The following is a 23,164-nucleotide window of genomic DNA, read 5'->3' on the forward strand; positions in this document are numbered from 1 at the left end:
ACACATGGTAAGGGGAGACCGTAGTTCTGTCATATCAAACTACAATTTTCGAAGAGTAGGAGGCGACATGAAGGCCCAAGACGTAATGACATCGAACCCCGCATGCTGCAATCCATCGAGCACCGTGCAAGAGGCAGCTTTACTGATGGTCGATAATGATTGCGGCCAAATTCCCGTTGTCGACGATTCCGGCGCTTTGGTGGGTGTGGTGACTGACAGGGACATCGCCTGCCGGTGTGTTGCCAAAGGCTATTCCTCCGATCAAAGTGTGGAGGAAGTGATGACGTCGTCACCTGTCACTGTCAGCGTCAATGCGAGTGTCGATGAATGCTGCGCCAAGATGGAAGACAATCAGGTTCGCCGGCTTCCGGTGGTCGATGACGAGGGCAAATGTTGCGGTATCGTTGCGCAGGCCGACATCGCCAGAAGTGCAGCCGAGAAGGAAACCGGCGACCTCGTGCGCGAGGTATCGGAGGCCAGTTCGGAGCCAGCTTCGGCGGGATGCTGCTAGTCGCACAAGACTATTGATTTTACGCGGATAAAGCGGACGGGGCGATCTGATCGGTTCCCCACCGCCATCGCTCGTTACTTGCCAATCGCATCACCCCCGACTATCTGGGCCCAGTGAAATTCATTCGTGCCTTGACCTTGATCCTGTTTGGATTCGGACTCTTCGTCCAGGTTGGAGCGAATGCGGCAGCCCTTCCTCAGATCGAAGCGGCGGAGATGAGCGATTGTGCCGAGATGGCCGATAGCGACACATCCCCTGATCCGACAGGACCATGTTCCAGCATGACGCTCGATTGCGTGATTGCCATGAATTGCTTGCCGCCTTTGGCTCTGTCGAATGCGACTGAAATGGAGGGTGCGCCCCTTCGTTTGGTACCGAGCGACCTTGTTTCTGCGGCCCCGTGGTTTGAAACAGATCCACCGCGACCGGAATCGCCTCCTCCAAAACCAATCCTCACCGTCTAGTTTTCCCTGAAGGCGCGCTGCGCCTTTTGCGAGACTGACGAACGATGCAGCCGCACGAACCGGTCTTCGCCGGTGCGGCATGTTATGTCGTCAGCTCGCTCTGCACGAGTGAGATTTATGAACTGGCGAATTGGTTGGGTGCCGTTTTCGGCCCTGCTGGTCGCGCAGGCTGCCCAAGCGCAGTCGGTCGGCTATGAAGAAACCCTTGCGGCGGCGCGGGCGGAACAGCCCATGCTTGAAGCGGGCGCTTTGCGTATACAGGCGAGGCGCGATGCTGCGGACGCAGCGGACGAATTGCCCGATCCACGCGTTCGTGCAGGCGTGATGAACTTGCCGGTCACCGGACCCGCTGCATTTAATCCGTATGCGCAATTGCCGACGCAGCTCGCGGTGGACATCGAGCAGGAAATTCCCAATCTTGCCAGGCGGCGAGCACGATACGGCCTTGCCGGATCCGAAATCGGTATTGCCGAAGCCCGTCTTGGCTTGTCCGAACGTTCCATCCTCGCCGAGGCGGGGACGGCTTGGATTGGCCTGTATTATGCTCAGCAGCGCCTCGCTCTTGCGCGCGACTCTCTGGACAGCTTAAGGGACTTCGTTCCGGTCGCAGTCAGTGCCGTCGCTTCGGGATCGGCCAGACCTGCCGAAAGCCTTGCGATCCGGCGCGAGCTTCTCGAAATCGAGGATGCCATTACCCGGATCGAGGCTGCGCGCGCAGCCGCGCGTGCCCGGCTGCAGCGATATATCGCCGGAAGCGAGCCCGTCGCTGCGGGGGGCGCTCCCCAAGTTACCGTGGACCCGGAAGAGCTTCGGTTCGCGTTGGAGGCCAATCCGGAATTGCGTCTGTCGGATGCCGAGCAGCGACGTGCCGAAGCTGCAGCCGATCTGGCACGCGCTGAAAAGCGACCTGATTTCGGCGTCAGCGTGACTTATGGACACCGTAATCCTGATTTTGGCAGTGTCGTATCGGTCATGGGATCGGTCACTTTGCCAATCTTCACTGACAGGCGCCAGAACCCGCGCATCGCGGCGGCCGAAGCAGACGCTGCTGCCGCCTCGGCTGAGCGCGTCGATCGCCTGAGGGCGATCAGGGCCCGGTTCGAAACCGATCTTGCTGCGTGGCGTAGTGCGCTACAGCAATGGGAACGTGCGCGTGACCAGCTCCTCCCGCTCGCGCGGGATCGTGCGCAGCTCGAAACCGCCAGCTTCGCTGCTGGCCGCGCCGACCTCGTTGATGTGATCGCGGCCAAATCTGCGCTCGCATTGCTCGAACTCGAGATCCTCGAACGCGAACAGTTGGCTGTCGAAGCCGCTGCAGCTCTACGTCTTACTTATGGGGAGGACAGGCCATGAAAGCCGTGTTCGAACGTCTTTCGCCGCGCCAGCGTTCTTATGCAGCGGCGGCGGGTATTGCCCTGATCAGCCTGGGGGCTGGCTACGGTCTATCGATGCTCGGCGGCGGTAGCAAAGGCGGTGACGCCGCTTCCGATACCGGCTGCGAAGAAGTGCTCTACTGGTACGATCCGATGGTGCCGGATCAGCGCTTCGACGAGCCGGGCAAATCCCCGTTCATGGACATGCAGCTGGTACCCAAATGCGCTGATGGCGATGCGCAGGCTGGCGGAGGGGTCAGCATCGATTCCGGAATGGTCCAGAACTTCGGCATTCGCACTGCCGATGCCGAATACGGCGTGCTGGAACCGGAAACGACGGTGACCGGCACGCTTGCCTATAATGGCAGCGAGGTAGCGATCGTCCAGCCACGCGCGGGCGGCTATGTTCAGCGAACATACGGCCACGCCCCGCAGGATCTGATTGCAAGAGGCGCGCCGATTGTCGACCTGCTGGTGCCTGAATGGGGCGGCGCCCAGCAGGAATTTCTTGCCGTGGCGGCCACTGGCGACGCGGCGCTTACCAGTGCAGCCCGCCAGCGCCTTCGATTGCTCGGGATGCCGGAAGGCGTGATCTCCTCGGTGGCTCGAAGCGGGAGACCCCAATCGACGATCACCGTCACCGCGCCGCAATCGGGTGCGATTACGTCGCTCGGTGTAAGGCCGGGCATGACCGTCATGGCAGGCCAAAGCCTCGCCGAAATCAGCGGCTACAGTCCGATCTGGCTCGAGGCCGCTGTGCCCGAGGCCCTTGCGGGAAGCGCCCGCGTGGGACAGCCGGTAAGCGCGACGCTCACCGCTTTTCCTGGCGAGCGATTTGCAGGGCGGATCATTGCCATCCTGCCGAGTGCACAGGAGGCAAGCCGGACGATTACCGTGCGCGCAGCGATGCCCAACCCCGGTCTTCGCCTGAAACCGGGCATGTTTGCGCAGGTCACGATCGCTCCTGAACGGCGTGAAGCATTGCTCATCCCGTCGGAGGCCGTGATCCGCACCGGCGAACGCACGCTGGTGATGATCACTCAGGAAAGCGGAGGATACCGACCTGCCGAAGTCCGGATCGGGCGAGAAGCAGGCGGCCGCACCGAAGTTCTCGCGGGCCTCGCGGCAGGCGAGGAGGTGGTTACCTCCGGCCAGTTCCTGCTCGATTCCGAAGCCAGCCTTGCGGGTATCGATGTGCGTCCCATCGATGATGCACCGACGGCTGCCGGTGAAGAAGGCGCACAGGCGCAGGCGGATGCGGACGAGCTGCGCACCTATCGAGCCACAGGTACGATCGAACGCATCACTGCCCGCAGCATTACCTTGCGGCACGGGCCGGTCGAAGCTCTGGAATGGCCAGCCATGACGATGGGTTTTGCCACTGAAGGTCCGGCCCAGGTTCGCGGTTTCCAACGCGGCGACCGGGTGACCTTTACCTTCGTTCAGGCAAGCACCGGTCCGCGCATCGTCTCGATCCGGAAGACCGGCCAATGATCGCGCGGATCATTGACAGTTCGATCGCCAACCGCCTTTTCGTGGTTCTGGCGGCGATCGGCCTGGCGCTCGCCGGCTTCTGGGCAGTGCGGACCACCCCTGTCGATGCGCTTCCCGATTTGTCCGACGTGCAGGTGGTTATCCGCTCCAACTATGCCGGGCAGGCCCCGCGTATCGTGGAGGACCAGGTTACCTATCCACTGGCGACGACCATGCTCTCGGTGCCGGGAGCAAAGACCGTGCGCGGCTATTCGTTTTTCGGCGATAGCTATGTCTACGTGATCTTTGAGGACGGGACCGATCTCTACTGGGCGCGCTCGCGCGTGCTCGAATATCTCAACCAGGTCCAGAACCGCTTGCCTGACGGCGTCGAAAGCACGCTAGGCCCCGACGCAACCGGTGTGGGATGGATTTACGAGTATGCCCTGGTTGACCGCAACGGGGGTCACGACCTTGCAGGGCTGCGAAGCCTGCAGGACTGGTTCCTGCGTTACGAGCTGAAGACCATTCCGGGCATCGCCGAGGTCGCCAGCGTGGGGGGCATGGTCAAGCAGTATCAGATCGTCCTCGATCCTTACCGCATGGCCTCGCTCGGCGTGACTCACGCCGAAGTGGTCAAGGCGGTCCAGGCCGGCAATCAGGAGGCGGGCGGATCCATCGTCGAGATGGGCGAAGCGGAATTCATGGTGCGTTCGTCAGGCTATCTGGGCAGCCTCGATGACTTCCGTGCGATCCCCCTGCGGGCTGAAGCGGGGGGTGTGCCGGTCATGCTTGGCGAAGTCGCCAATGTCCAGATCGGTCCCGAACTGCGCCGCGGTATCGCCGAACTGAACGGCCAGGGCGAAGTCGCGGGCGGCATCGTCATTCTGCGGCAAGGGGCCGACGCGCGCGGTGCGATCGAGGCGGTGGAGGTGAAGCTGGAACAGTTGAAGGCGAGCCTGCCCGACGGGGTCGAGATCGTCACCACCTATGACCGTTCGCAACTGATCGATGCCTCGGTCGATAACCTCACCACCAAGCTGATCGAGGAATTCATCGTCGTCGCGCTCGTGTGCCTGCTGTTCCTGTGGCACGCCCGCTCTGCGCTGGTCGCCGTGGTTACCTTGCCTTTGGGCGTTCTGGCAGCCTTTCTGGTGATGCGCTTCCAAGGCGTGAACGCCAACATCATGTCGCTTGGCGGCATCGCCATTGCGATCGGTGCGATGGTCGATGCGGCGGTGGTGATGATCGAGAACGCGCACAAGCACATCGAGCGCTGGACCGAGGACAATCCCGATACGGTCATGTCGGGTGAGGAGCGCTGGCGGATCGTCGCAGACGCATCGAAGGAAGTGGGTCCGGCGCTGTTTTTCAGCCTTCTGATCATCACCTTGTCCTTCCTGCCGGTCTTCACTTTGCAGGCGCAGGAAGGGCGGCTCTTTGCTCCGCTGGCCTTCACCAAGACCTATGCGATGGCGGCGGCGGCGATCCTGTCGGTCACGCTGGTTCCAGTGCTGATGGGATGGCTGATCCGGGGCAAGATACCGCGGGAAGACAGCAATCCGATCAACAAGGCGCTGACCCGTGCCTATCGGCCGGGGCTCGACTGGGTAATGCGGCGTCCGAAAGCGACGCTGGTCATTGCCGGACTGATCTTTGCGACGACGTTGGTACCCTTCACGCGGCTGGGCGGCGAATTCCTGCCTCCGCTCGATGAGGGCGATCTGCTCTACATGCCGAGCGCGCTTCCCGGGCTTTCGCCGGGTGAGGCATCGGCACTGCTTCAGCGGACCGACCGCCTGATCAAGACCGTTCCCGAAGTCGACACCGTTTTCGGCAAGGCGGGCCGCGCTGACACCGCCACCGATCCCGCGCCGCTGACGATGTTCGAGACGACGATCAGCTTCAAGCCGCGCGAGGAATGGCGCGAGGGGATGACGCCCGACAAGCTGGTCGAGGAGCTCGACCGGGTGGTGCGGGTCCCGGGCCTCGCCAATGTCTGGGTGCCGCCGATCCGCAACCGCATCGACATGCTCGCGACAGGCATCAAAAGCCCGATCGGGGTCAAGGTCTCGGGCGAGGATCTGGGCGAGATCGAACGCGTGGCGCTTCAGGTCGAACAGATTGCCAAACAGGTACCAGGTGTCAGTTCGGCGCTCGCTGAAAGACTTTCGGGCGGGCGCTATGTCGATGTTGATATCAATCGTCTGGAAGCGGCCCGTTACGGGCTCAACATTGCCGATGTGCAGCAGATCGTGTCGGGCGCGATCGGCGGAGCGAATGTCGCGCGCACGGTGGAGGGGCTAGCCCGCTATCCGGTCAATGTCCGCTATCCGCGCGAGATCCGCGACAGCGTCGATGAGCTGCGCCACCTTCCGGTTCTGACCCCTGCGGGACAGCAAATCACGCTTGGCACAGTGGCGGATGTCCGCGTGACCAGCGGTCCGCCCATGCTCAAGAGCGAGCAGGGCAGGCCGACCAGCTATGTCTATGTCGATGTGCGCGGGCGCGACCTTACCTCGGTGGTGAGCGAGTTGCAGGAAGCGATCGGGGCGGAGGTCGATCTGCCAGCAGGCGTCAGCCTTTCCTATGCCGGGCAGTTTGAATATCTGACCCGCGCCTACGAGCGGTTGCAGATCGTCGTGCCGGCAACACTCGCGATCATCTTCCTGCTGCTCTATCTGATCTTCCGCCGCTTCGACGAGGCGCTGCTGATCATGGGCACGCTACCCTTCGCGCTGACCGGCGGCTTCTGGCTGCTCTATTTGATGGGATACAACCAGTCCGTCGCAACCGCCGTCGGGTTCATTGCGCTGGCAGGGGTCTCGGCGGAATTCGGCGTGGTCATGCTGATCTACCTGAAGGCCGCGCTGGAGCGGCGAGAGGGCGATCTCGATGCCGAGGAGGTATCGGCAGCCATCCGCGAAGGCGCGCTGCTCCGCGTCCGGCCCAAGGCGATGACCGTCGCCGTGATCCTCGCCGGTCTGTTCCCGATCCTGATCGGCACCGGTGCCGGATCCGAGGTGATGAGCCGTATCGCGGCCCCGATGATCGGCGGGATGATCACCGCCCCGCTGCTTTCAATGTTCGTACTTCCCGCCGCCTATCTGATGATGCGGCGCCCCCGGACCATTCGGTCCAAATCCCCCGAAGGAGAAGAAGAATGCGTATCACAACCCTCATGACTCTGTTGGCAGCGCCTCTGGCGCTCGCCGCCTGTGGTTCCGGCGACGATACCGAAATGATGGACGACACGGCCATGGCTGAAGGCCAGATGGCAGACGGTCAGATGCCGATGGACGGTGGCGATATGTCCATGATGGGATCGGACAGCGCGATGCAGACCGCCAGCGCCGAAGGGACCGTCACCGCCATCGACGCCGATGCGGGAACGATCACTGTCGATCACGGCGCTGTCCCCGCAATCGAATGGCCGGCCATGACGATGGCATTCGAAGCCGATGAGGAGCTGCGTCAGGACGTGGCGGTTGGCGACACGATCTCGTTCGACTTCACGACCGATGAAAGTGGCAACGCGATCACTTCGATCACCAAGAAGTAATTGTGAACCGGCCCCGGATCATTTTCGGGGTCGGCACACTAGGAGAAGGACGATGATGAACTGTGACATGCCAGCGGCCATGATGGGGATCATGGGCCTGTTCTGCTTATTGCTGACCATCCTCATGGTGTTGGGCATCGCTGCACTGATCAAATATCTCCGGGGCAGGTAAGATGGACCAGTGGGCGAAGGCATCGGGTCTCAATCGACGCGCATTACTGCGACGGGCCGGCGCAGCGGCGACCGGCCTTGTGGCTCTTCCCTTGTCTGCTTGCGAAGCACGAAATTCGCTGTTTAGCGCCGATGGAGCCGGCGCGAATCCGCTCGCCATTCCGAAGCTCGATCAGGGAATTGTCGAACAAGGCGAGCGGGTCTTTCGACTGTCAATATCCGCTGGGCAGAAGGAATTCGCTCCCGGAGTCGCTTCGCCTACGATCGGAGTGAACGCGCCTTATCTCGGTCAGACATTGGAGATGCGCCGCGGCGAGCGCGTCCAGCTGCATGTCGACAACGGCCTGGACGAGGGAGCCACAGTCCACTGGCACGGGTTCGAACTTCCCGCCGCTGCGGACGGCGGGCCGCACCAGCTGATCCGCCCCGGCGCCCGCTGGAGCCCGTCTTTCGAAGTGCGCCAGCGCGCCTCGCTCTACTGGTATCATTCGCACCTGCATCGCGGCACGGGACCGCAGGTCTATGCTGGTCTTGCCGCACCGATCTATGTCCGTGATGATGAAGAGGACGCGCTGGACCTGCCGAGCGAATACGGCGTGGATGATATTCCGCTTATCGTTCAGGACCGCTTGCTCGATAGCTCCGGCAAGCTCCTCTATCCGCAGAACATGCATGCGCAGATGATGGGCGTGCGCGGGAATCGTCTCTACGTCAATGGCACGCAAAACGCGGTGTTTGACGCCCGGACCGGCCTGTTACGCCTACGGATCCTCAATGGATCGAACGCTCGTTTCTACGATTTCTCGCTGTCCGGTGGTCAGACCATGCAGCTCATCGTCAGTGATGGTGGCTTGCTGGAGCGTCCGCATGCGGTCCGCTCGCTCAGGCTCGCACCAGGTGAGCGGGCGCAAGTGGTCGTCGATCTGTCCGAGGGGCGCCCACTCAGTCTTGTGGCGACCAGTCCTGACAATTCGAGGGGCATGATGGGCGGCGACGGCGGCGGCATGATGGGCGGCGGTATGATGGTCCGACGCCGCGACGATACCGAGATGGACGAGCCGTTCCGCGTCCTCGATATCAGACCCTCTGGCTCCTCGCCGCAAAGGAAACTGCTGCCGCAGCTTGCCGCGCTACCAGCAATTGACCCTTCACTTGCAGTGCGAACCCGGAGGTTCGTGCTCGATATGGGAATGATGGGCGGCGGGATGTCGATCAACGGTGCCAGCATGAACATGAACGTCGTCAACGAACGCGTTCCCGTCGGACAGTGGGAGATCTGGGAAATCGCCAACGCCTCGATGATGGCGCATCCGTTTCATATCCACAATGCGCAGTTCCGCGTGATCGACCGGGATGGACGCGCGCCGCCGCCGCTGGAAACGGGGTTCAAGGATACGGTTATCGTCAATCCGCGCGAGCAGGTGCGCGTGCTGCTGCGCTTCGAGGAATATACCGACCCGGATCTGCCTTACATGTATCACTGCCATATCCTCGAGCATGAGGATGCCGGCATGATGGGGCAGTTCCTCGTGGTGAACAGCTAGGAAGGAATGGGCATGAGCCAGGATGAGAGCGTAATCGAAGGCACCGCAATCGATCCGGTTTGCGGAATGAGCGTTGCGATCGACGGCGCCGAACACGTCGCGAGACACGAAGGCGCCGAGCATTATTTCTGTTCTTCGCGCTGTCACGACAAGTTTCTCGGCGATCCCGATCTCTATCTGTCGGGTGCGCATCTCGGAGGATGTCCCTGACGGGACGATCTACACTTGCCCCATGCACCCGGAGATCCGTCAGCCCGGGCCCGGATCGTGTCCGATCTGTGGGATGGCAGTCACTTCGAAATCGGGGCCCCTGGCTCTTCATCGTCTCGGTCCAGCTCTTCGCACGCCGTATCGCAAGGCCATGAAATCGCAACCGATAATTACGAATCAGACTCTTTGAAGGACCGTTTCCGCAAGAATAGTTCAACCGGCCCCAAGCTGGTCATTGGTCTCGCAAGTGGTGCTGGACAAGGTGCGATCGCAGTAGGCCAACCATCGGCAGCAAACTCGCACTCAGTAGGGGGCAGCAAGGCTGTCTGCGAAATGAAAAGGTATCGGATGTTGAACGATTGCCCTGAGCCCGGCGAAGATTCGGCACATGCTCGATGCCAAGCAGCTGCACCCCGGCGATCTTGTGGTCGACCTATGCTGCGGCTCAGGACAGAATTTCGCCGATCTGCAGCGGCGCGTTGGCCCTTACGGTCGTATCATCGGAGTGGATATTTCCGCAGGCATGCTTGACGTCGCAAGCGTCCTTGTCGCGCGCAAGGGATGGGAAAATTTTCGATCTCGTTCAAGCCAACATTTCCGACGACAATTTGCCTGACAACACGTCAGCTGCCCCGTCCACATTGGCATCGATATCATTCAGGACGTCGAAGTAGCTGTTGCGCACTTGGCCGCAACAATGCCAGACGGTTCGCGTTTGGGGATTCTCGGATGCAAGGAGTCAGGGTCTTGGCCGACTGGCTCCTTCGGCTCGGTATATTTCCCAGTCGATCGATGGATATCCACCGCGAACAGCTCTCGATCCGACCGGATCTCGCTGGGGGATGTCCCGGCGAGTGTTGAAACTTTGAAAGAGGGTGGCGTTGCTTCCCCTGAGCCGTAGGCTCGGGGTGATCAAACCAAGAAAGGAAGCAACACCATGAAGACGACTACCACATCTGCCAGTGCCCTGGCCACCGCGCCTGTCGGGTCTTCGCTTGTCGAGGACGCCTATGGCGCGCTGACGAAGAGTTTCGAGCAGTTCTGCCTGATGGCGGGCATCGAAAGCCTGACGCAGATGATGAACGAAGACGTGGCCCGGTTGGCGGGGGATCGCTATGAACATTGCCCTGGTAAGCCCGGCTACCGTTGGGGTCGCACGAAATCCCAAGTGGGCTTTCATGGCGGCAAGATCGAGGTCGATCGCCCGCGCGTTCGCAGCAAGGCGACGGGCAAGGAAATGGCGCTGCCGAGTTGGGAGGAGATCGCTGCGGGTGGGTATCTCGACCAATGGGCCATGAACCTGATGGTGATGAACATGGCCACGCGCAAATTCGGCCGTGCCGTTCGGCTGCCCGAGGCCGGTGTACCTGCGGACGCGGGCAGCGGCCTATCCAGTTCTGCGGTCTCCCGGCGGTTCAAGGCGCTGACACAGGCCAAGCTCGATGAATGGATGGCCTCCGATCTGTCGGAGCTGGATCTGGTCGCCATCCAGATCGACGGGCTGCATCTGGACGATCATCTGCTGATGATCGGCGCTGTCGGGATTGAGGCTTCCGGGCAAAAGCACCCTCTGGGTGTCGTCGAGGGGGCGACAGAGAACGCAGCAACGGTGCAAGCCCTGCTCGATAATCTGATCGAGCGTGGAGTGAACCCCGAGGGCTGCTACCTGTTCATCGTGGACGGGGCCAAGGCGCTGAGCAAGGCGTTGCGTCGGACCTTCGGGGCGGACATTCCCATCCAGCGCTGTCAGGTCCACAAGGCGCGCAACATCACCGACCGCCTTGCGCCCAAGCATCATGCCGCTGTACGCCGCGCCTTGAAGCAGGCCTGGGAGATGGACGATGCTGAAAAGGCCGAACGCCTGATCCGCAATCTCGCACGGCGCTTCGAACAGGAGGCCCCCGATGTCTCGCGCTCGATCCTGGAGGGGCTCGACGAAATCCTCACCGTGGTCAGGCTGGGGCTGCCGCTTGAACTCAGGCGTTCACTGGCCAGCACCAATATCATCGAGTCCATGAACAGCGTCATCCGACAGGTCTGCCGGAACGTGAAACGCTGGCGGGATGCCAGGATGGCCTTGCGCTGGACAGCCGCGGGCATGTTCGAAGCCAAGAAGGGTTTCCGGCGTCTCAAGGCATACAAGCAGCTGCCAATTCTCAAGCAGGCCCTTATCGACCACCGCCAAAAGGACCAGATTGACCAAGTCAAGAACGCCGCATAACCTCGCAGAAAGCACCGCCGCTCAGGCGAGTTTCAACAGAAAGCGGGACATTCCCTCTCGCTGCCGAGCGATTGCGTCAACCGGTCGCGCGCACTTCCTTCCGGTTTGGTATATTCTACTGGTCTGTCGCGGTTAAGAAATAACTCCCAGTAGATAAACACCCCAAGAGAGCACTACTGAGTTGCTTAGCTTCACCCAGTCTCTTTTGAGATCGAGGCCAACGTAGTGCCGCAGCCGTCCGTTGGACAATGCTGAGAATTGCGGAGCCTCCAACAAAACTAGGCTTCGTGGACAAAGGATATCCAGAGTTTGACTGAGGCGAGCGCGACGAAGCCGAGGTAGGACTCTCTGGTCTTGTCATAGCGGTTGTTTCGCGGCCACGTTAAAACGTCGTGCAGACGAGAGAGGGCGTTTGTTATGGTAATCGGGACACGAGTTTCTGAGCGGCTTCTGTACCTAACGCCGCCCGATGAACAATAGGTTTCTTCTCGAACTTGGGCTAGCTGGACACCCGTAATAACCTCTCGCTTTGAGACCGCTGCTGTGATTCATTCGGTGCATTGTAAGGAGAGCATCGATGCAGCCACGCAGCCTGTTTTCGCTGGCGGAGCACCTAGACCGGCTGAGCAAGGACGGCGATCCGCTCGAGGTTTTGGCGGGCACGGTGGATTTCGAGCGTTTCCGGCCGCTACTGACCCGCGGCCTAGGGTATAGCAACGGCGCAAAAGGCGGTCGGCCGCCGTTCGATCCGGTCGCGATGTTCAAGGTGCTGGTGGTTCAGGCACAGCATAATCTGTCGGATGCGCGCATGGAGTTCATGATCCGCGATCGCTTGAGCTGGATGCGCTTTTTCGGCTTCGATCTGGGTGGCGCGATGCCCGACGAGAACACCATCCGTCACTATCGCAACCGGCTAACCGGGAGCGGGACGCTCGAGGCATTGATGCAGGCGTTCGAGCGGCAACTGCACGAGGCAGGTTATCTCGCCATGGGCGGCCAGATCGTGGATGCCACGCTGGTGCCCGCGCCCAAGCAGCGCAACACCGAGGACGAGAAGGCCGCCATCAAGGCGGGCAAGTCGGCGAAGCAGATCTGGCGCGGCAAGCCAAACAAGGCGCACCAGAAGGATGTCGACGCGCGCTGGACGGTGAAGATCGGCGGCAAGATCCGATATCGCCCGGATGGGACACCGCTGCCGCAGATCGCCACGCCGGTGTTCGGTTACAAATCCCATATCAGCATCGACCGCCGCTTCGGCTTTATTCGCAGGGCAGCGGTGACATCGGCGGCGCATAGCGACGGGCGTCAGTTGCGCTGCGTGATCGACACCAGCAACACCGCCAGCGACGTCTGGGCCGACAGCGCCTATCGCAGCCAGAAGAACGAGACATGGCTGGCGCGCAACATGCTCACGAGCCGCATCCATCGCAGAAAGCCCAAGGGCAAACCGATGCCCGAGCGCATCGCGCGCGCCAATGCCGCGAAATCGGCCGTGCGGGCCAAGGTGGAGCACGTCTTTGCGCACCAGAAGAATCGCTATGGTCTATTCATCCGGACCATTGGGCTCGCCAGGGCGCAGGCCAAACTTACGCTGGCCAACCTGGTCTACAATTTCGACCGCCTGATCTTCCACGAGCGGCGGGCAGCCACAGGATAGGTGCGCCTGAATGCAGGAAATGGGCTGACCAGCGACGAAAATACAACCTCAGAAGGCCCAGCGCCGTCATGAAATGGCACTCCTCACGCTACGCACCTCAAGCCGCCCAATCACGCGGCCAAAATCAGAGTTGTTGCGGGTGTCCAGCTCGCGGTAAGCGCAGTATAATTGGGAGACCCACATGGCGGTAGAAGAATCCGATGGACACGTCGAGAAATCGGTAACGCGTGACGACGGCAGCTGGCAAATCCCAGAGCCGGGTCACTCTGAACTCGTGCAGATGCGAATTCGCCTCATCACCCTTGAAAACATCGTTCTCGGGCTGCTCTCTGATGCGACCGAAAAGCAGGTCGACCAGATAAGGCGGCGCGCCGATATGATAGAGCCACGCGCTGATGCCACAAGGCATCCGCTCACCGAATTGGCAGCAGACGACATGCGGAAATTTCTTGATCGATCTCAAAGGATCCTGAAAGTAAGCCGTTCCAGCGACGCGATCATAGAATAACTATCGACCAAGTGAGTGAAGTTGCTGGTTTTGCCGGATCCGCTTTTTACGACCGTCGCGAATAAAGGCTGAAGCGTGAATCGAACTTTTTGGCTGATATTTTTGTGGGATCCTGGTCGCCTTCGTCTAAGAGATTTTCCAAATGCCTTTCTTCGACGGTGCAAACCTCACCCCATATGAGCGAACAGTACGCTGCGGCCTCGCCAGTCTCGGCGATGGCCGAATCCTGTTGACGGTTAATGAATTGGCCGTCCTCAAAGGCGGTGGCAACTGGCTTTGGTAACCTTCCAAGTCCCCGATCGCAATCTACCTTGTCTTTGGTCTCGAGGTTGCGGCCGTGGTGGTATTGATTGCCACCTCGCTGCCGCGCGAGAGCATGTCAAGTTGGCGCTATAGCGACTTGATGCCGGTCGAGCCTGCAACGGGCCTGGCTCTGGTGCTCATCAATATGTGGATTATCGTACCTGACTTTCCTTGGCTTTCGTGAGGTTTGTGCGGCCTAAACCTGAATGATTAACCTCGGCGCTTACTGTTTCGTTCAAAATTCCCCCCGCCGCCTTATCCTAGGCATGCGATTGGCGAGCAGGATAAATTCGGAAAGGGCAAACTATGTGCCGCCGAGCGCGAAAAGCAGGAGCCACCAACTGTTGATGTGGTGGCTCTGCGTCCAATCCATGATGTGGAGTCTCCAGATGATAACTCCGCCAGCTAGCCAATTGCGGTGAGGGCGAGGCCGATCAGACGTCGTGCGGCGCAAACAGAATAGATGCGGCACTGGCGGGACAAATCGCCGTTTCCAGCAGGTCCCAGCGGTCCGTCGGAGTTTCTTCGACCATCCAGAGCCAGCGACGTGAGGCAGCGATATAGACGCCGCGATAAGCCGCAAACGCCCGACCTGCGGCGTCGGCGTCAGTCCGCGCAAAAAATGTGCGAAGAGGGCGAACGACAGGATGCCGGGTTCAGCCACAAGCGCTGAGCGATCCATACTCATCCACGCCAGAAAGCAAGACACCCCGCGATTTCGGCGAGCGCGGCTAGGGATAGATCCAGACGGCGCTCACTGGATCGCGTCTTTTGCGAGCGTCTCGATAACCCGGCAGTCGCTGACGGTGCCCTGGTCGCAGGTCGCAAGCATTCGGTCGAGTTCCCCGTGGAGCGCAAGGAGATCGATCTTCCGTTCGACTTCGGCGAGATCAGTGCGCGCAAGCGCACCGACGGCCGCGCAGGATCGTGACTTGTCGTCGGCCAGGTCGAGCAGTTCGCGAAACCGGAGCATAGGACACCAACCGCTATGACAGCTCCGAAAGTTGTAATATCACGTCTCGATAAGCGTCTATATCCTTGTGCACGGAAAATGCCTGTCAGCAACAACTTGCTGATCAGTACTCGTCGCGCAGCCTTGGGATGTCTCTTTGTGCAATCAAAAGAGATGCGTGTTTACAAAGACAGGGATGATCATGGCGAAGATGAAGGCAGCGGTGTTCGTGGAGCCGGGGCGGATTGTGCTCGATGAGAAGCCGATTCCGGAAGTCGGGGCACTCGATGCGCTTGTGCGGATCACCACTACCACCATCTGCGGCACCGACGTGCACATTCTGAAAGGCGAATATCCGGTTGCCCCCGGCCTTACCGTTGGACACGAGCCGGTCGGGATTATCGAAAAGCTGGGCTCGGCCGTCACCGGGTACCACGAGGGTCAGCGGGTGATCGCAGGCGCGATCTCACCCAGTGGCCACAGCAACGCCTGTCTTGCCGGCTTTCATTCGCAAGACGGACCGGACGCTCGCCATGGCTGGAAATCGATCGGCGGATGGAAGCTCGGTAACACGATCGACGGCTGCCAGGCGGAGTATGTGCTGGTTCCGGACGCCATGGCTAACCTCGCCCCTGTCCCCGACGGTCTGACGGACGAGCAGGTGTTGATGTGCCCGGATATCATGTCGACGGGCTTTGGAGGGGCAGAGCGAGGCGGCGTCCGGATCGGCGATACCGTCGCGGTATTCGCGCAGGGGCCTATTGGCCTCTGCGCTGCGGCCGGCGCGAAGCTTGCCGGGGCAACCCTCGTCATTGGGGTCGATCGTTTGCCCGCACGTCTCCAGACCGCGAAAGCGCTGGGTATTGATGCCGTGGTGGACGCCGGCACCGTCGATCCTGTGGACGAGATACTGCGCCTGACCGACGGGCGGGGGGTGGACGTCGCGATCGAGGCGCTTGGAAGCCAGGCAACATTCGAGGCATGCCTGAGGGTGCTGCGCCCAGGTGGAACGCTTTCGAGTCTTGGCGTCTATTCCGCGGATATAAATGTCCCGCTGGATGCGTTTGCCGCCGGGCTTGGCGATCTCAGCATCGTAACGACGCTGTGTCCGGGCGGAAAGGAACGCATGCGCCGACTCATCAACGTCCTGGCGGCGGGGAGGGTAGACCTCCGGCCCATGGTTACCCATCGCTACAAGCTCGACGACATCGAAGCAGCCTATGAACTCTTCGCCCACCAGCGTGACGGCGTACTCAAGGTGGCCATCACACCTTAAAAAAGCCTCCCTCTCTCGAAGGGTCCCAGGCCTTGGGGTTTGGCCAAGAGAAAGCCGATACAATAATGGATATTTTGATCTGGATCATGGGCGAGGGCAATCAAAAAGGTCTTTGCCAAACCCAGGCTTCAGAACCGCACGACCGAACCACCAGCAGAGATAATAGATGACATCAATTGATCGACGAAAGTTTTTGGCCGCAGGCAGCGTCTCGCTCGGTGCCCTGGGTATCGCGGCTGCCATGCCAGCTTGGGCGCGCGGAGCGATGGGGGGAACTCTTGCGCGTCGCGGTAGCGATGTCCTGTCGGGAGAACATCTAAGCCTGACAGTGGCCGACGCCGTTTTCGAGACGGGGACTCGTCATGGTCCCGCTGTCACGGTCAATGGAACGATCCCGGGACCGTTGTTGCGTCTGAGAGAGGGACAGAACCTCGTCGTCGATTTGCTCAACAACAGCTCGGAAGATACCTCGGTCCACTGGCATGGCATGCTGGTTCCATTCCTCATGGACGGTGTTCCGGGCGTATCGATGGCCGGCCTCAAGCCCGGCGACCGCTTCCGCTACGAATTCCCGGTCCGGCAGGCAGGGACCTACTGGTGGCACGCGCACACGTTGCAGGAGCCAATGGGACATTACGGCCCCATCATCATCGATCCGGCCGAGCCTGAGCCTTTCGCCTATGATCGTGACTACGTCCTCATGCTCTCGGACTGGTCGCCGATGAACCCGCATACGATCATGAAAAAGCTCAAGGTGGCCGACGCCTATTTCAACTACAACAAAACCACTGCGACCGACAATTATCCGCTGAGCGGTGCGGCGCGCAGGATGTGGGCGCGCATGCGGATGATGCCGACCGACATCTCTGATGTCACCGGGTCGACCTACAGCTTCCTCGTCAACGGATATGGTCCCGAGGACGGGCTGGAATTTGCCTATCGCCCGGGGGAACGAATCCGCCTCAGAATCATCAACGGCGCCGCGATGACCTATTTTAACGTGCGGATTCCCGGATTGCCGATGACAGTTGTCGCCGCAGACGGGCAGAATGTCCGCCCCTTCGAGGTTGACGAGTTCCAGATTGGCAACGCGGAAACATACGATGTCATCATTGAGCCGAGAGATGGCGATGCCTTTGCCTTTATCGCCGAAGCGATGGATCGCACCGGGATGGGGCTGGCCATGTTCGCGGCCCGACCGGGCGCGCGCGCTTCCCTCCCTGAACTGCGCGCGCCGCCGCTGCTGACAATGGCCGATATGGGCATGAGCGGCATGGAACCTGGCTCGATGGACCATGAAGGCGTGGGAGGCGCACAGCCTGCGCCAATGGGTGCGATGACGATGGACGGAATGAGCATGCGCGACACATCGAGGTTGCCAGCCGACGTAAAGGTCGGTCCGGGGCTTGACATGGTGGCGATGAATCCGGTCGACCGCATGGGCTATCCCGGTACCGGGCTCGATAAGGTCGCTCACCGCGTGCTGACGTACAAGGACCTGGTCGCGGCCAAGCCGAACAGGGATCAGCGCCAGCCCTCGCGCTCGGTCGAGATTCATCTGACCGGTAACATGGAGCGCTACATGTGGTCGTTTGACGGAAAGAAGTTTTCTGCCGTCACCGATGACCCCATTCGCTTCGCGTTCAACGAACGCGTCCGTGTGCGTCTGGTGAACGACACGATGATGGCGCATCCCATTCACCTGCACGGCCATTTCTTCGAACTGGTGAATGGCCACGACGGTTTTCAGCCCCTCAAGCATACGCTTACGGTCCAGCCAGGAAGCAGTGCAACTTTTGATCTGACTGCCGATGAGCCTGGCGACTGGGCATTCCATTGCCACCTTATCTACCACATGCACAACGGCATGTTTCAGGTCGTCACCGTCCGCCCCCTGAACGGGGAGGTTGGGCAATGAGGACTGGAGCGTTCATTCTTCTGCTGGCTTCGGCTGCTCCTGCATACGCACAAGAGCATGCGGCGCACCAACCCCACGAAGTGCAAGCAGATGCACCAGATAAGGCGCCGCCGCAGTCGGCGCATCCCGAGCAGGAAAGCGAAATCCAGGCAGCCACAGCGCTGCCGCCGATGGATCACGGGTCGATGGATCATCAGCAGCCAGGCGAGCCGGGAGGAATGGATTCCGGCGCCGTTGGCCACGATCCTGCGGGAGCCATGGAGATGGACGGCGCCATAGATCACTCGGCTCATGGCGCGATGGATAAAGTTGCGGGAATCCCGGAAGCTCCGCCGCCGCCGGAGGCCTTTTCTGGCCCTGCCTATGCGGCCGACGCCTTCGTCGGTTCCCAAACCATGGCAGCTTCGCGCGCAGCCGTGGCGCGCGTGGTCAGCGGCCTGCCCGTCTTCTGGTTCATGGCTGACCGGGCGGAATATCGCGTGCGCCAGGGCAAAGACGGATATTTGTGGGATGTTCAAGGCTATTACGGCGGCGATATCGACAAGTTCTGGTTCAAGAGCGAAGGTGAGGGCGTTTTCAGCGAGAATCCGGAATCAGCTGAAGTCCAAGCGCTCTGGAGCCACGCAATTGGCCCATGGTGGGATCTGCAAGCGGGTGTCCGGCAAGATCTGGCCGGTCCCGACCGGACGCATGCAGTCGTTGGCGTCCAGGGGCTTGCCCCCTACCTTTTCGAAGTCGATGCGGCCGCCTTCGTTTCCAACAAGGGTGATGTCACCGCGCGGATCGAGGGCGAACTTGACCAGCGTATCACCCAGCGGCTGATCCTGCAGCCGCGCGCGGAGATAGGCCTTTCGGCACAGGACATTCCAGAGCTCGGGATAGGCGCCGGCGTCGACCGGATCGAGGCCGGCTTGCGCTTGCGATACGAGTTCGTGCGCGAATTTGCACCCTATGTCGGGATCGATCAGGAGTGGCGGCTTGGCCAAAGCGCCGATTATGCCAGGGCTGCCGGAGAGGATCCGAGCGTGACCAGTTTCGTCGTTGGCGTGCGTCTATGGTTCTGACACGCAAGCCTCAGCTGGGAAACGAATATTCTCGAGTATGAGCCGGATCGTCAATTGCAGTGACGGTCTCGGCCACGTCCTTCGGCCCGAGTAAAGCTGATAAGGCGATCGGAACATATTTTGCACTGAGCGTGGAGAGTATCCACCCGTTCGCAGACAGAATGAAAGGCGCATATTATGCTCGGGCCCTCCTCTGCCTCATCCTTGCGGACACTCGATGATATCGACTTTGGCGGCAAGACCGCCATCGTCAGGGTCGACCTCAATGTGCCCGTCGAAGACGGGGTCGTGGCCGACGCCACCCGGATCGAGCGCATTATCCCTACGCTTCGCGAACTGATCGCGAAGGACGCGAAAGTTGTCCTCCTTTCTCACCTGGGTCGTCCGAAGGGAAAGGTGGTTGCCGATATGAGTCTCGAGCCCGTCGCGGGCGCGCTGGAGAAAGCGATGGGCAGGCCGGTTCGTTTCGTCGCGACGAACTGGCGCGATGGCCATGCGAGAGAGGCCGTCAAAGCCGCGGCGCCGGGCGATCTACTGCTCATGGAAAACACGCGGTTCCATCCGGGTGAGGAGACCAACGATCCAGAGCTGGTCGCGCAGTTCGCAAACCTGGGCGACATATACGTAAACGACGCATTTTCCTCAGCGCATCGTGCTCATGCATCGACGGAGGGCATCGCGCACGTGCTGCCGGCGGTGGCAGGGCGCGCTCTGCAGGCTGAGATCAAGTCGCTGAGCCTGGTTCTCGAAAACCCGGATCGCCCGGTGTTCGCGCTTGTCGGCGGAGCCAAGGTTTCCACCAAGCTCGATCTCCTCGTCAATTTGGTCGCCAAGATGCAGGCCATCGGCATTGGGGGTGCGATGGCCAACACGTTTCTGGCTGCCCAGGACCGGCCAATAGGCAGATCGATGGCCGAACGCGAAATGCTGGACAATGCCCGTGAGGTTATCCACCGTGCTAACGAGGCCGGTTGCACGATTTTCCTGCCGATCGACGTGGTCGTAGCCACCGAGTTTACCGCCGGCGCCGTCTCGCGTACGGTTTCGGTTGAGCGGGTCGGCGCAGACGAAATGATCCTCGACGTCGGTCCCGCGACAGTAGCGCTTCTTGAGAAGGCGCTGAAGCACATGCGGACCGTCGTCTGGAATGGTCCGGTTGGAGCGTTCGAGGTTCCGCCCTTCGACCAGGGAACGGTAGCCCTTGCCGGGGCGATCGCCGATTTGGCAGATGCCGGGCGCCTCCGAGCAGTCGCGGGCGGGGGTGACACGGCCGCAGCGCTCAACCACGCGGGCGTTGCCGACCGGTTCAGTTACGTGTCGAGCGCAGGTGGGGCGTTCCTCGAATGGTTAGAGGGCAAGGCTTTGCCCGGCGTCGTGGCGCTGCGAAGATGAAGGTGAAATCATATGCGCACAGAACCATGTATGACCTCTTTCCTCGCACCTCTAAGCTTCTAGCCCCTCCCGCGCACGCTCGAGCACCTTCATCTCCTTAACCTGCTCGTTCCTGAGCTTTCGGACCGCATTGGCAGTGTCTCTAGGAACGCCGGGTTGCTTCAGCAGGACATTGGACATTTCTATCGCGCCGCGATGATGTTCGATCATCTTCCTCAACCAGACCCTGGACACACCGGGACCGAAAACGCCTGTGGTTGCATCGTGCATTTTTTGTATCGGCCGCAGAAAGACCAGCGCGCTCTCGACATCTGTGGGCCCGTCGCGTAGCAGCTTCTCGAGCTCGCGGACCGCCCGTTCCTGCGCTCGCACCGTGTGCATTGCCAGAGCCCGGATTTCAGGAGATGGATTTTCCTGAAGAAGCACCCGCGACAGTGCCGCTCCGCCCTCGTGGTGCGCAATCATCATTCTTACCCAATTGTCGCCCGAGCTCGTTCCGATGGCGGCTCTCATGCTGTCGTACATGGCGGTTTCGGCCCGGAAGAATGGCCCAAGATCATGTGAAATGGCCTCGGAGGGATCGCCGCCGTTCTGGGCCCCCGTGCGGTCACAAGCCGACATTGTCATCAACAAGCAAGTTGCCGTGATCTGCCGCGCGTCCAGTCGTTTCTTCATATCCGCCGATCTGAGGATTGCACTGGCATATATTCTTATCACCCCGATGTTGATTCGTCACACGTCTGCGTACCTCCAATGAGCTGGCACTATCAGCATCTTGGATAGTGAGTGTCTTGGGCTGACGCGCGGAAAGGCCGCTCCAGGTTCATCGGAGGTTTTGTGTCGATGGAGGAAATCGCCTCCTGCCATCCCTGCCGGCAGTCGAATGACACCTTCACGATTTCTGGACCTGGGACGGGAGATTGCGAGCAACAGGACGCTTCTGGAGCCTTGTCCGGACAGGCGGCTGCGGAGCAACCATGCCGACGATGAGCTTTTCCGTCGGCTTGAACCTTTTCAGTGCGATGGTCGGATAGTCCTTGGATTTGCCGTGGGACAGGGACAAGGTACACCGGACTTTAATGTAGATCGCTACATCGGGAGGGAATTCATGGTCGGCGGAAGCCATCCTGCATCAGCAGCTTCAGGATCGGATATTCTTGCGCTGATTGGCGATGGTGTCGTCAGCACAGACGGAAGCGGACGCATCCTGCTTTTCAACCGTGCAGCTGAAGAGATTTTCGGCTACGAGGCTGACGAGATACTTGGCGAAACGGTCGAGATCCTTCTTCCTCGTCGCTTTCGTGCGAGACATGTCAGCGACGTGAAGGCGTTCGCGGCGGATTCGGAGGCGACCCGTCGCATCATGGGGCATCGCAGGGAAGTGCTCGGGCAACGCAAGAATGGCGAAGAATTCCCCGTCGAAGCCACGCTATCCCGGCATGTGCTCAGTGGGAACACCACCCTCACGGTCGTGATCCGAGACGTCTCGGAGCGCAGGCATCTTGAGCAGCAACTCGAAACGCGTAACCGCGAGCTTGCAGCGAACGAAAGCCGCCTGCGCCTGGCGCTTGAGGGCGGGCGCATGGGTACGTGGGAGTGGAACCTCCAGAACAATGAACTCGTGGGCGACGACGCCTTGCGGCACCTATGGGGGTTGAGCGAACAGGAACGGCTCAATGTCGATGATGCTTTTGCGAGGGTTCACCCGGAGGATCTACCCGGGCTGCGCCGGGTGCTCGATAACGCCATTGCCAGGACCGAAGAGTTTACAGGTGAATTCCGGACTCGCGATCGGGAGGGATCATCCCGCTGGGTAGCCGCGCGGGGCACGGTCTTGCGCGGAGGGGCAGGAGAAGCCAAGACCCTTGTTGGCGTCTCCTTCGATGTGAGCGAGCGGCGTGAGCTTGACGAACAGCGACGCCTGCTCGCCGCCGAGCTGAATCACCGCATGAAGAACATGATGGCGTTGGTTCAATCCGTCGTGAGTCTTTCCTCCCGTGGCACCCAATCCGTGGACGCTTACAAGCAGGCGCTGCAGGGGAGACTTGGCGCGGTCGCCAAGAGCCTGCACCTGACGCAAGGCGGCGAGAGCGGCACCACTCTGCTTGATCAGCTCCTTCGCGAGTTGGAGCCTTTCCGGAACGCGCATGGCACCAACATTGTGCTCGCAGGCCCAACTGTCCCACTTGATGCGAAGACAGGTCTTTCAGTCGGGTTGGTTCTCCACGAATTGGCTACCAATGCTGCGAAATACGGGGCCCTGAGCCGGGCGACAGGGACCGTCTCGGTAGAATGGGCCCTTGAGGACAGTGATCGAGGCTGTTGGCTGACGCTGGAATGGAGAGAGAGCGGCGGACCGCCCGTATCTCCGCCAACGCACCGCGGTTTTGGCAGTACCCTGATCGAGACAACGCTTACGCGATCTTTGCGCGGGAAAGTTGAAATAGACTATCTTCCCCAGGGATTGCTCTGCCGTATGGCCTTGCCGCTTGAGAACAAAGAGGAACGGTTGAGCCTCTGATTGGACATTTCCAAAAAATCTGATCAGCGGCAAACTTATTAGCA

17 protein-coding genes and 2 pseudogenes are annotated in these 23,164 nt (G+C 60.6%); 16 read left to right on the forward strand and 3 right to left on the reverse strand.

Translation table 11 applies throughout. The annotated features are described in order from the left end of the window. Positions 1-67 precede the first annotated feature (67 nt). From A9D14_RS19015 to A9D14_RS19070, 11 genes and pseudogenes are all read left to right on the forward strand, one after another. On the forward strand, positions 68-511 hold the full coding sequence (locus tag A9D14_RS19015; protein ID WP_063612671.1) for a CBS domain-containing protein: 444 nt from the start codon (positions 68-70) through the stop codon (positions 509-511). A 581-nt stretch (positions 512-1,092) separates the two neighbouring features. Further along, positions 1,093-2,328 (forward strand): TolC family protein, encoded by a 1,236-nt coding sequence (locus tag A9D14_RS19025; RefSeq protein WP_066850917.1) that lies wholly within the window; start codon positions 1,093-1,095, stop codon positions 2,326-2,328. Continuing rightward, the gene (locus A9D14_RS19030; protein WP_066850918.1) at positions 2,325-3,842 is read left to right on the forward strand and encodes an efflux RND transporter periplasmic adaptor subunit; all 1,518 of its coding nucleotides are present in this window, start codon (positions 2,325-2,327) and stop codon (positions 3,840-3,842) included. Before A9D14_RS19025 ends, A9D14_RS19030 begins: the two co-directional genes overlap by 4 nt. Next, positions 3,839-7,006 (forward strand): efflux RND transporter permease subunit, encoded by a 3,168-nt coding sequence (locus A9D14_RS19035; RefSeq protein ID WP_066850919.1) that lies wholly within the window; start codon positions 3,839-3,841, stop codon positions 7,004-7,006. Before A9D14_RS19030 ends, A9D14_RS19035 begins: the two co-directional genes overlap by 4 nt. Then, positions 6,985-7,383, forward strand: a complete 399-nt coding sequence (locus A9D14_RS19040) for a copper-binding protein (RefSeq protein WP_232469163.1) — start codon at positions 6,985-6,987, stop codon at positions 7,381-7,383. The genes A9D14_RS19035 and A9D14_RS19040 overlap by 22 nt, the downstream gene beginning before the upstream one ends. A gap of 173 nt (positions 7,384-7,556) precedes the next feature. Continuing rightward, the gene (locus A9D14_RS19045) at positions 7,557-9,098 is read left to right on the forward strand and encodes a multicopper oxidase family protein (RefSeq protein ID WP_066850920.1); all 1,542 of its coding nucleotides are present in this window, start codon (positions 7,557-7,559) and stop codon (positions 9,096-9,098) included. A gap of 12 nt (positions 9,099-9,110) precedes the next feature. Further along, positions 9,111-9,390, forward strand: a pseudogene (locus tag A9D14_RS19050) (heavy metal-binding domain-containing protein); the annotation flags it as partial. Positions 9,391-9,687: 297 nt separating this feature from the next. Further along, positions 9,688-9,924 carry a methyltransferase domain-containing protein gene (locus A9D14_RS19055; RefSeq protein ID WP_269769237.1) on the forward strand — a complete coding sequence of 79 codons (237 nt, stop codon included), beginning with the start codon at positions 9,688-9,690 and terminating at the stop codon, positions 9,922-9,924. 321 nt (positions 9,925-10,245) lie between these two features. Further along, complete coding sequence (locus A9D14_RS19060) at positions 10,246-11,529, forward strand: IS256 family transposase (RefSeq protein WP_066842647.1); 1,284 nt, start codon at positions 10,246-10,248, stop codon at positions 11,527-11,529. A 577-nt stretch (positions 11,530-12,106) separates the two neighbouring features. Beyond that, a complete protein-coding gene (locus tag A9D14_RS19065; protein ID WP_066846942.1) occupies positions 12,107-13,186 on the forward strand; it encodes an IS5 family transposase in 1,080 nt (359 codons plus the stop codon). Between the two features lie 181 nt (positions 13,187-13,367). Beyond that, positions 13,368-13,694, forward strand: a complete 327-nt coding sequence (locus tag A9D14_RS19070; RefSeq protein ID WP_066850923.1) for a hypothetical protein — start codon at positions 13,368-13,370, stop codon at positions 13,692-13,694. A gap of 737 nt (positions 13,695-14,431) precedes the next feature. Here the strand turns inward: A9D14_RS19070 and A9D14_RS20420 are convergent. Further along, positions 14,432-14,563 (reverse strand): annotated as a pseudogene (locus A9D14_RS20420) (YnfA family protein); the annotation flags it as partial. Between the two features lie 188 nt (positions 14,564-14,751). Beyond that, a complete protein-coding gene (locus A9D14_RS19750) occupies positions 14,752-14,970 on the reverse strand; it encodes a MerR family DNA-binding protein (RefSeq protein ID WP_066850924.1) in 219 nt (72 codons plus the stop codon). A 181-nt stretch (positions 14,971-15,151) separates the two neighbouring features. Between A9D14_RS19750 and A9D14_RS19085 the strand changes: the two genes are divergently transcribed. From A9D14_RS19085 to A9D14_RS19100, 4 genes are all read left to right on the forward strand, one after another. Then, a complete protein-coding gene (locus A9D14_RS19085; RefSeq protein ID WP_066850968.1) occupies positions 15,152-16,225 on the forward strand; it encodes a zinc-binding dehydrogenase in 1,074 nt (357 codons plus the stop codon). 166 nt (positions 16,226-16,391) lie between these two features. Beyond that, positions 16,392-18,143: a copper resistance system multicopper oxidase gene (locus A9D14_RS19090; protein WP_066850925.1), complete on the forward strand. Its 1,752-nt coding sequence runs from the start codon at positions 16,392-16,394 to the stop codon at positions 18,141-18,143. Next, positions 18,140-19,207 carry a copper resistance protein B gene (locus A9D14_RS19095; RefSeq protein WP_066850926.1) on the forward strand — a complete coding sequence of 356 codons (1,068 nt, stop codon included), beginning with the start codon at positions 18,140-18,142 and terminating at the stop codon, positions 19,205-19,207. Before A9D14_RS19090 ends, A9D14_RS19095 begins: the two co-directional genes overlap by 4 nt. 177 nt (positions 19,208-19,384) lie before the next feature. Next, entirely contained in the window at positions 19,385-20,599 is a 1,215-nt protein-coding gene (locus A9D14_RS19100) for a phosphoglycerate kinase (RefSeq protein ID WP_066850927.1), read from the forward strand. A gap of 51 nt (positions 20,600-20,650) precedes the next feature. On the opposite strand, the gene A9D14_RS19105 is transcribed toward A9D14_RS19100, so the two are convergent. Then, positions 20,651-21,274 (reverse strand): DUF305 domain-containing protein, encoded by a 624-nt coding sequence (locus A9D14_RS19105; protein ID WP_066850928.1) that lies wholly within the window; start codon positions 21,272-21,274, stop codon positions 20,651-20,653. Between the two features lie 433 nt (positions 21,275-21,707). Here A9D14_RS19105 and A9D14_RS19110 point away from each other — a divergent pair, with 433 nt between their 5' ends. Continuing rightward, the gene (locus A9D14_RS19110) at positions 21,708-23,120 is read left to right on the forward strand and encodes a sensor histidine kinase (protein ID WP_198302100.1); all 1,413 of its coding nucleotides are present in this window, start codon (positions 21,708-21,710) and stop codon (positions 23,118-23,120) included. The last annotated feature ends 44 nt before the right edge of the window (positions 23,121-23,164 follow it).

This window comes from Croceicoccus marinus, from assembly GCF_001661675.2.
GTDB classification, from domain to species: Bacteria; Pseudomonadota; Alphaproteobacteria; order Sphingomonadales; family Sphingomonadaceae; genus Croceicoccus; species Croceicoccus marinus.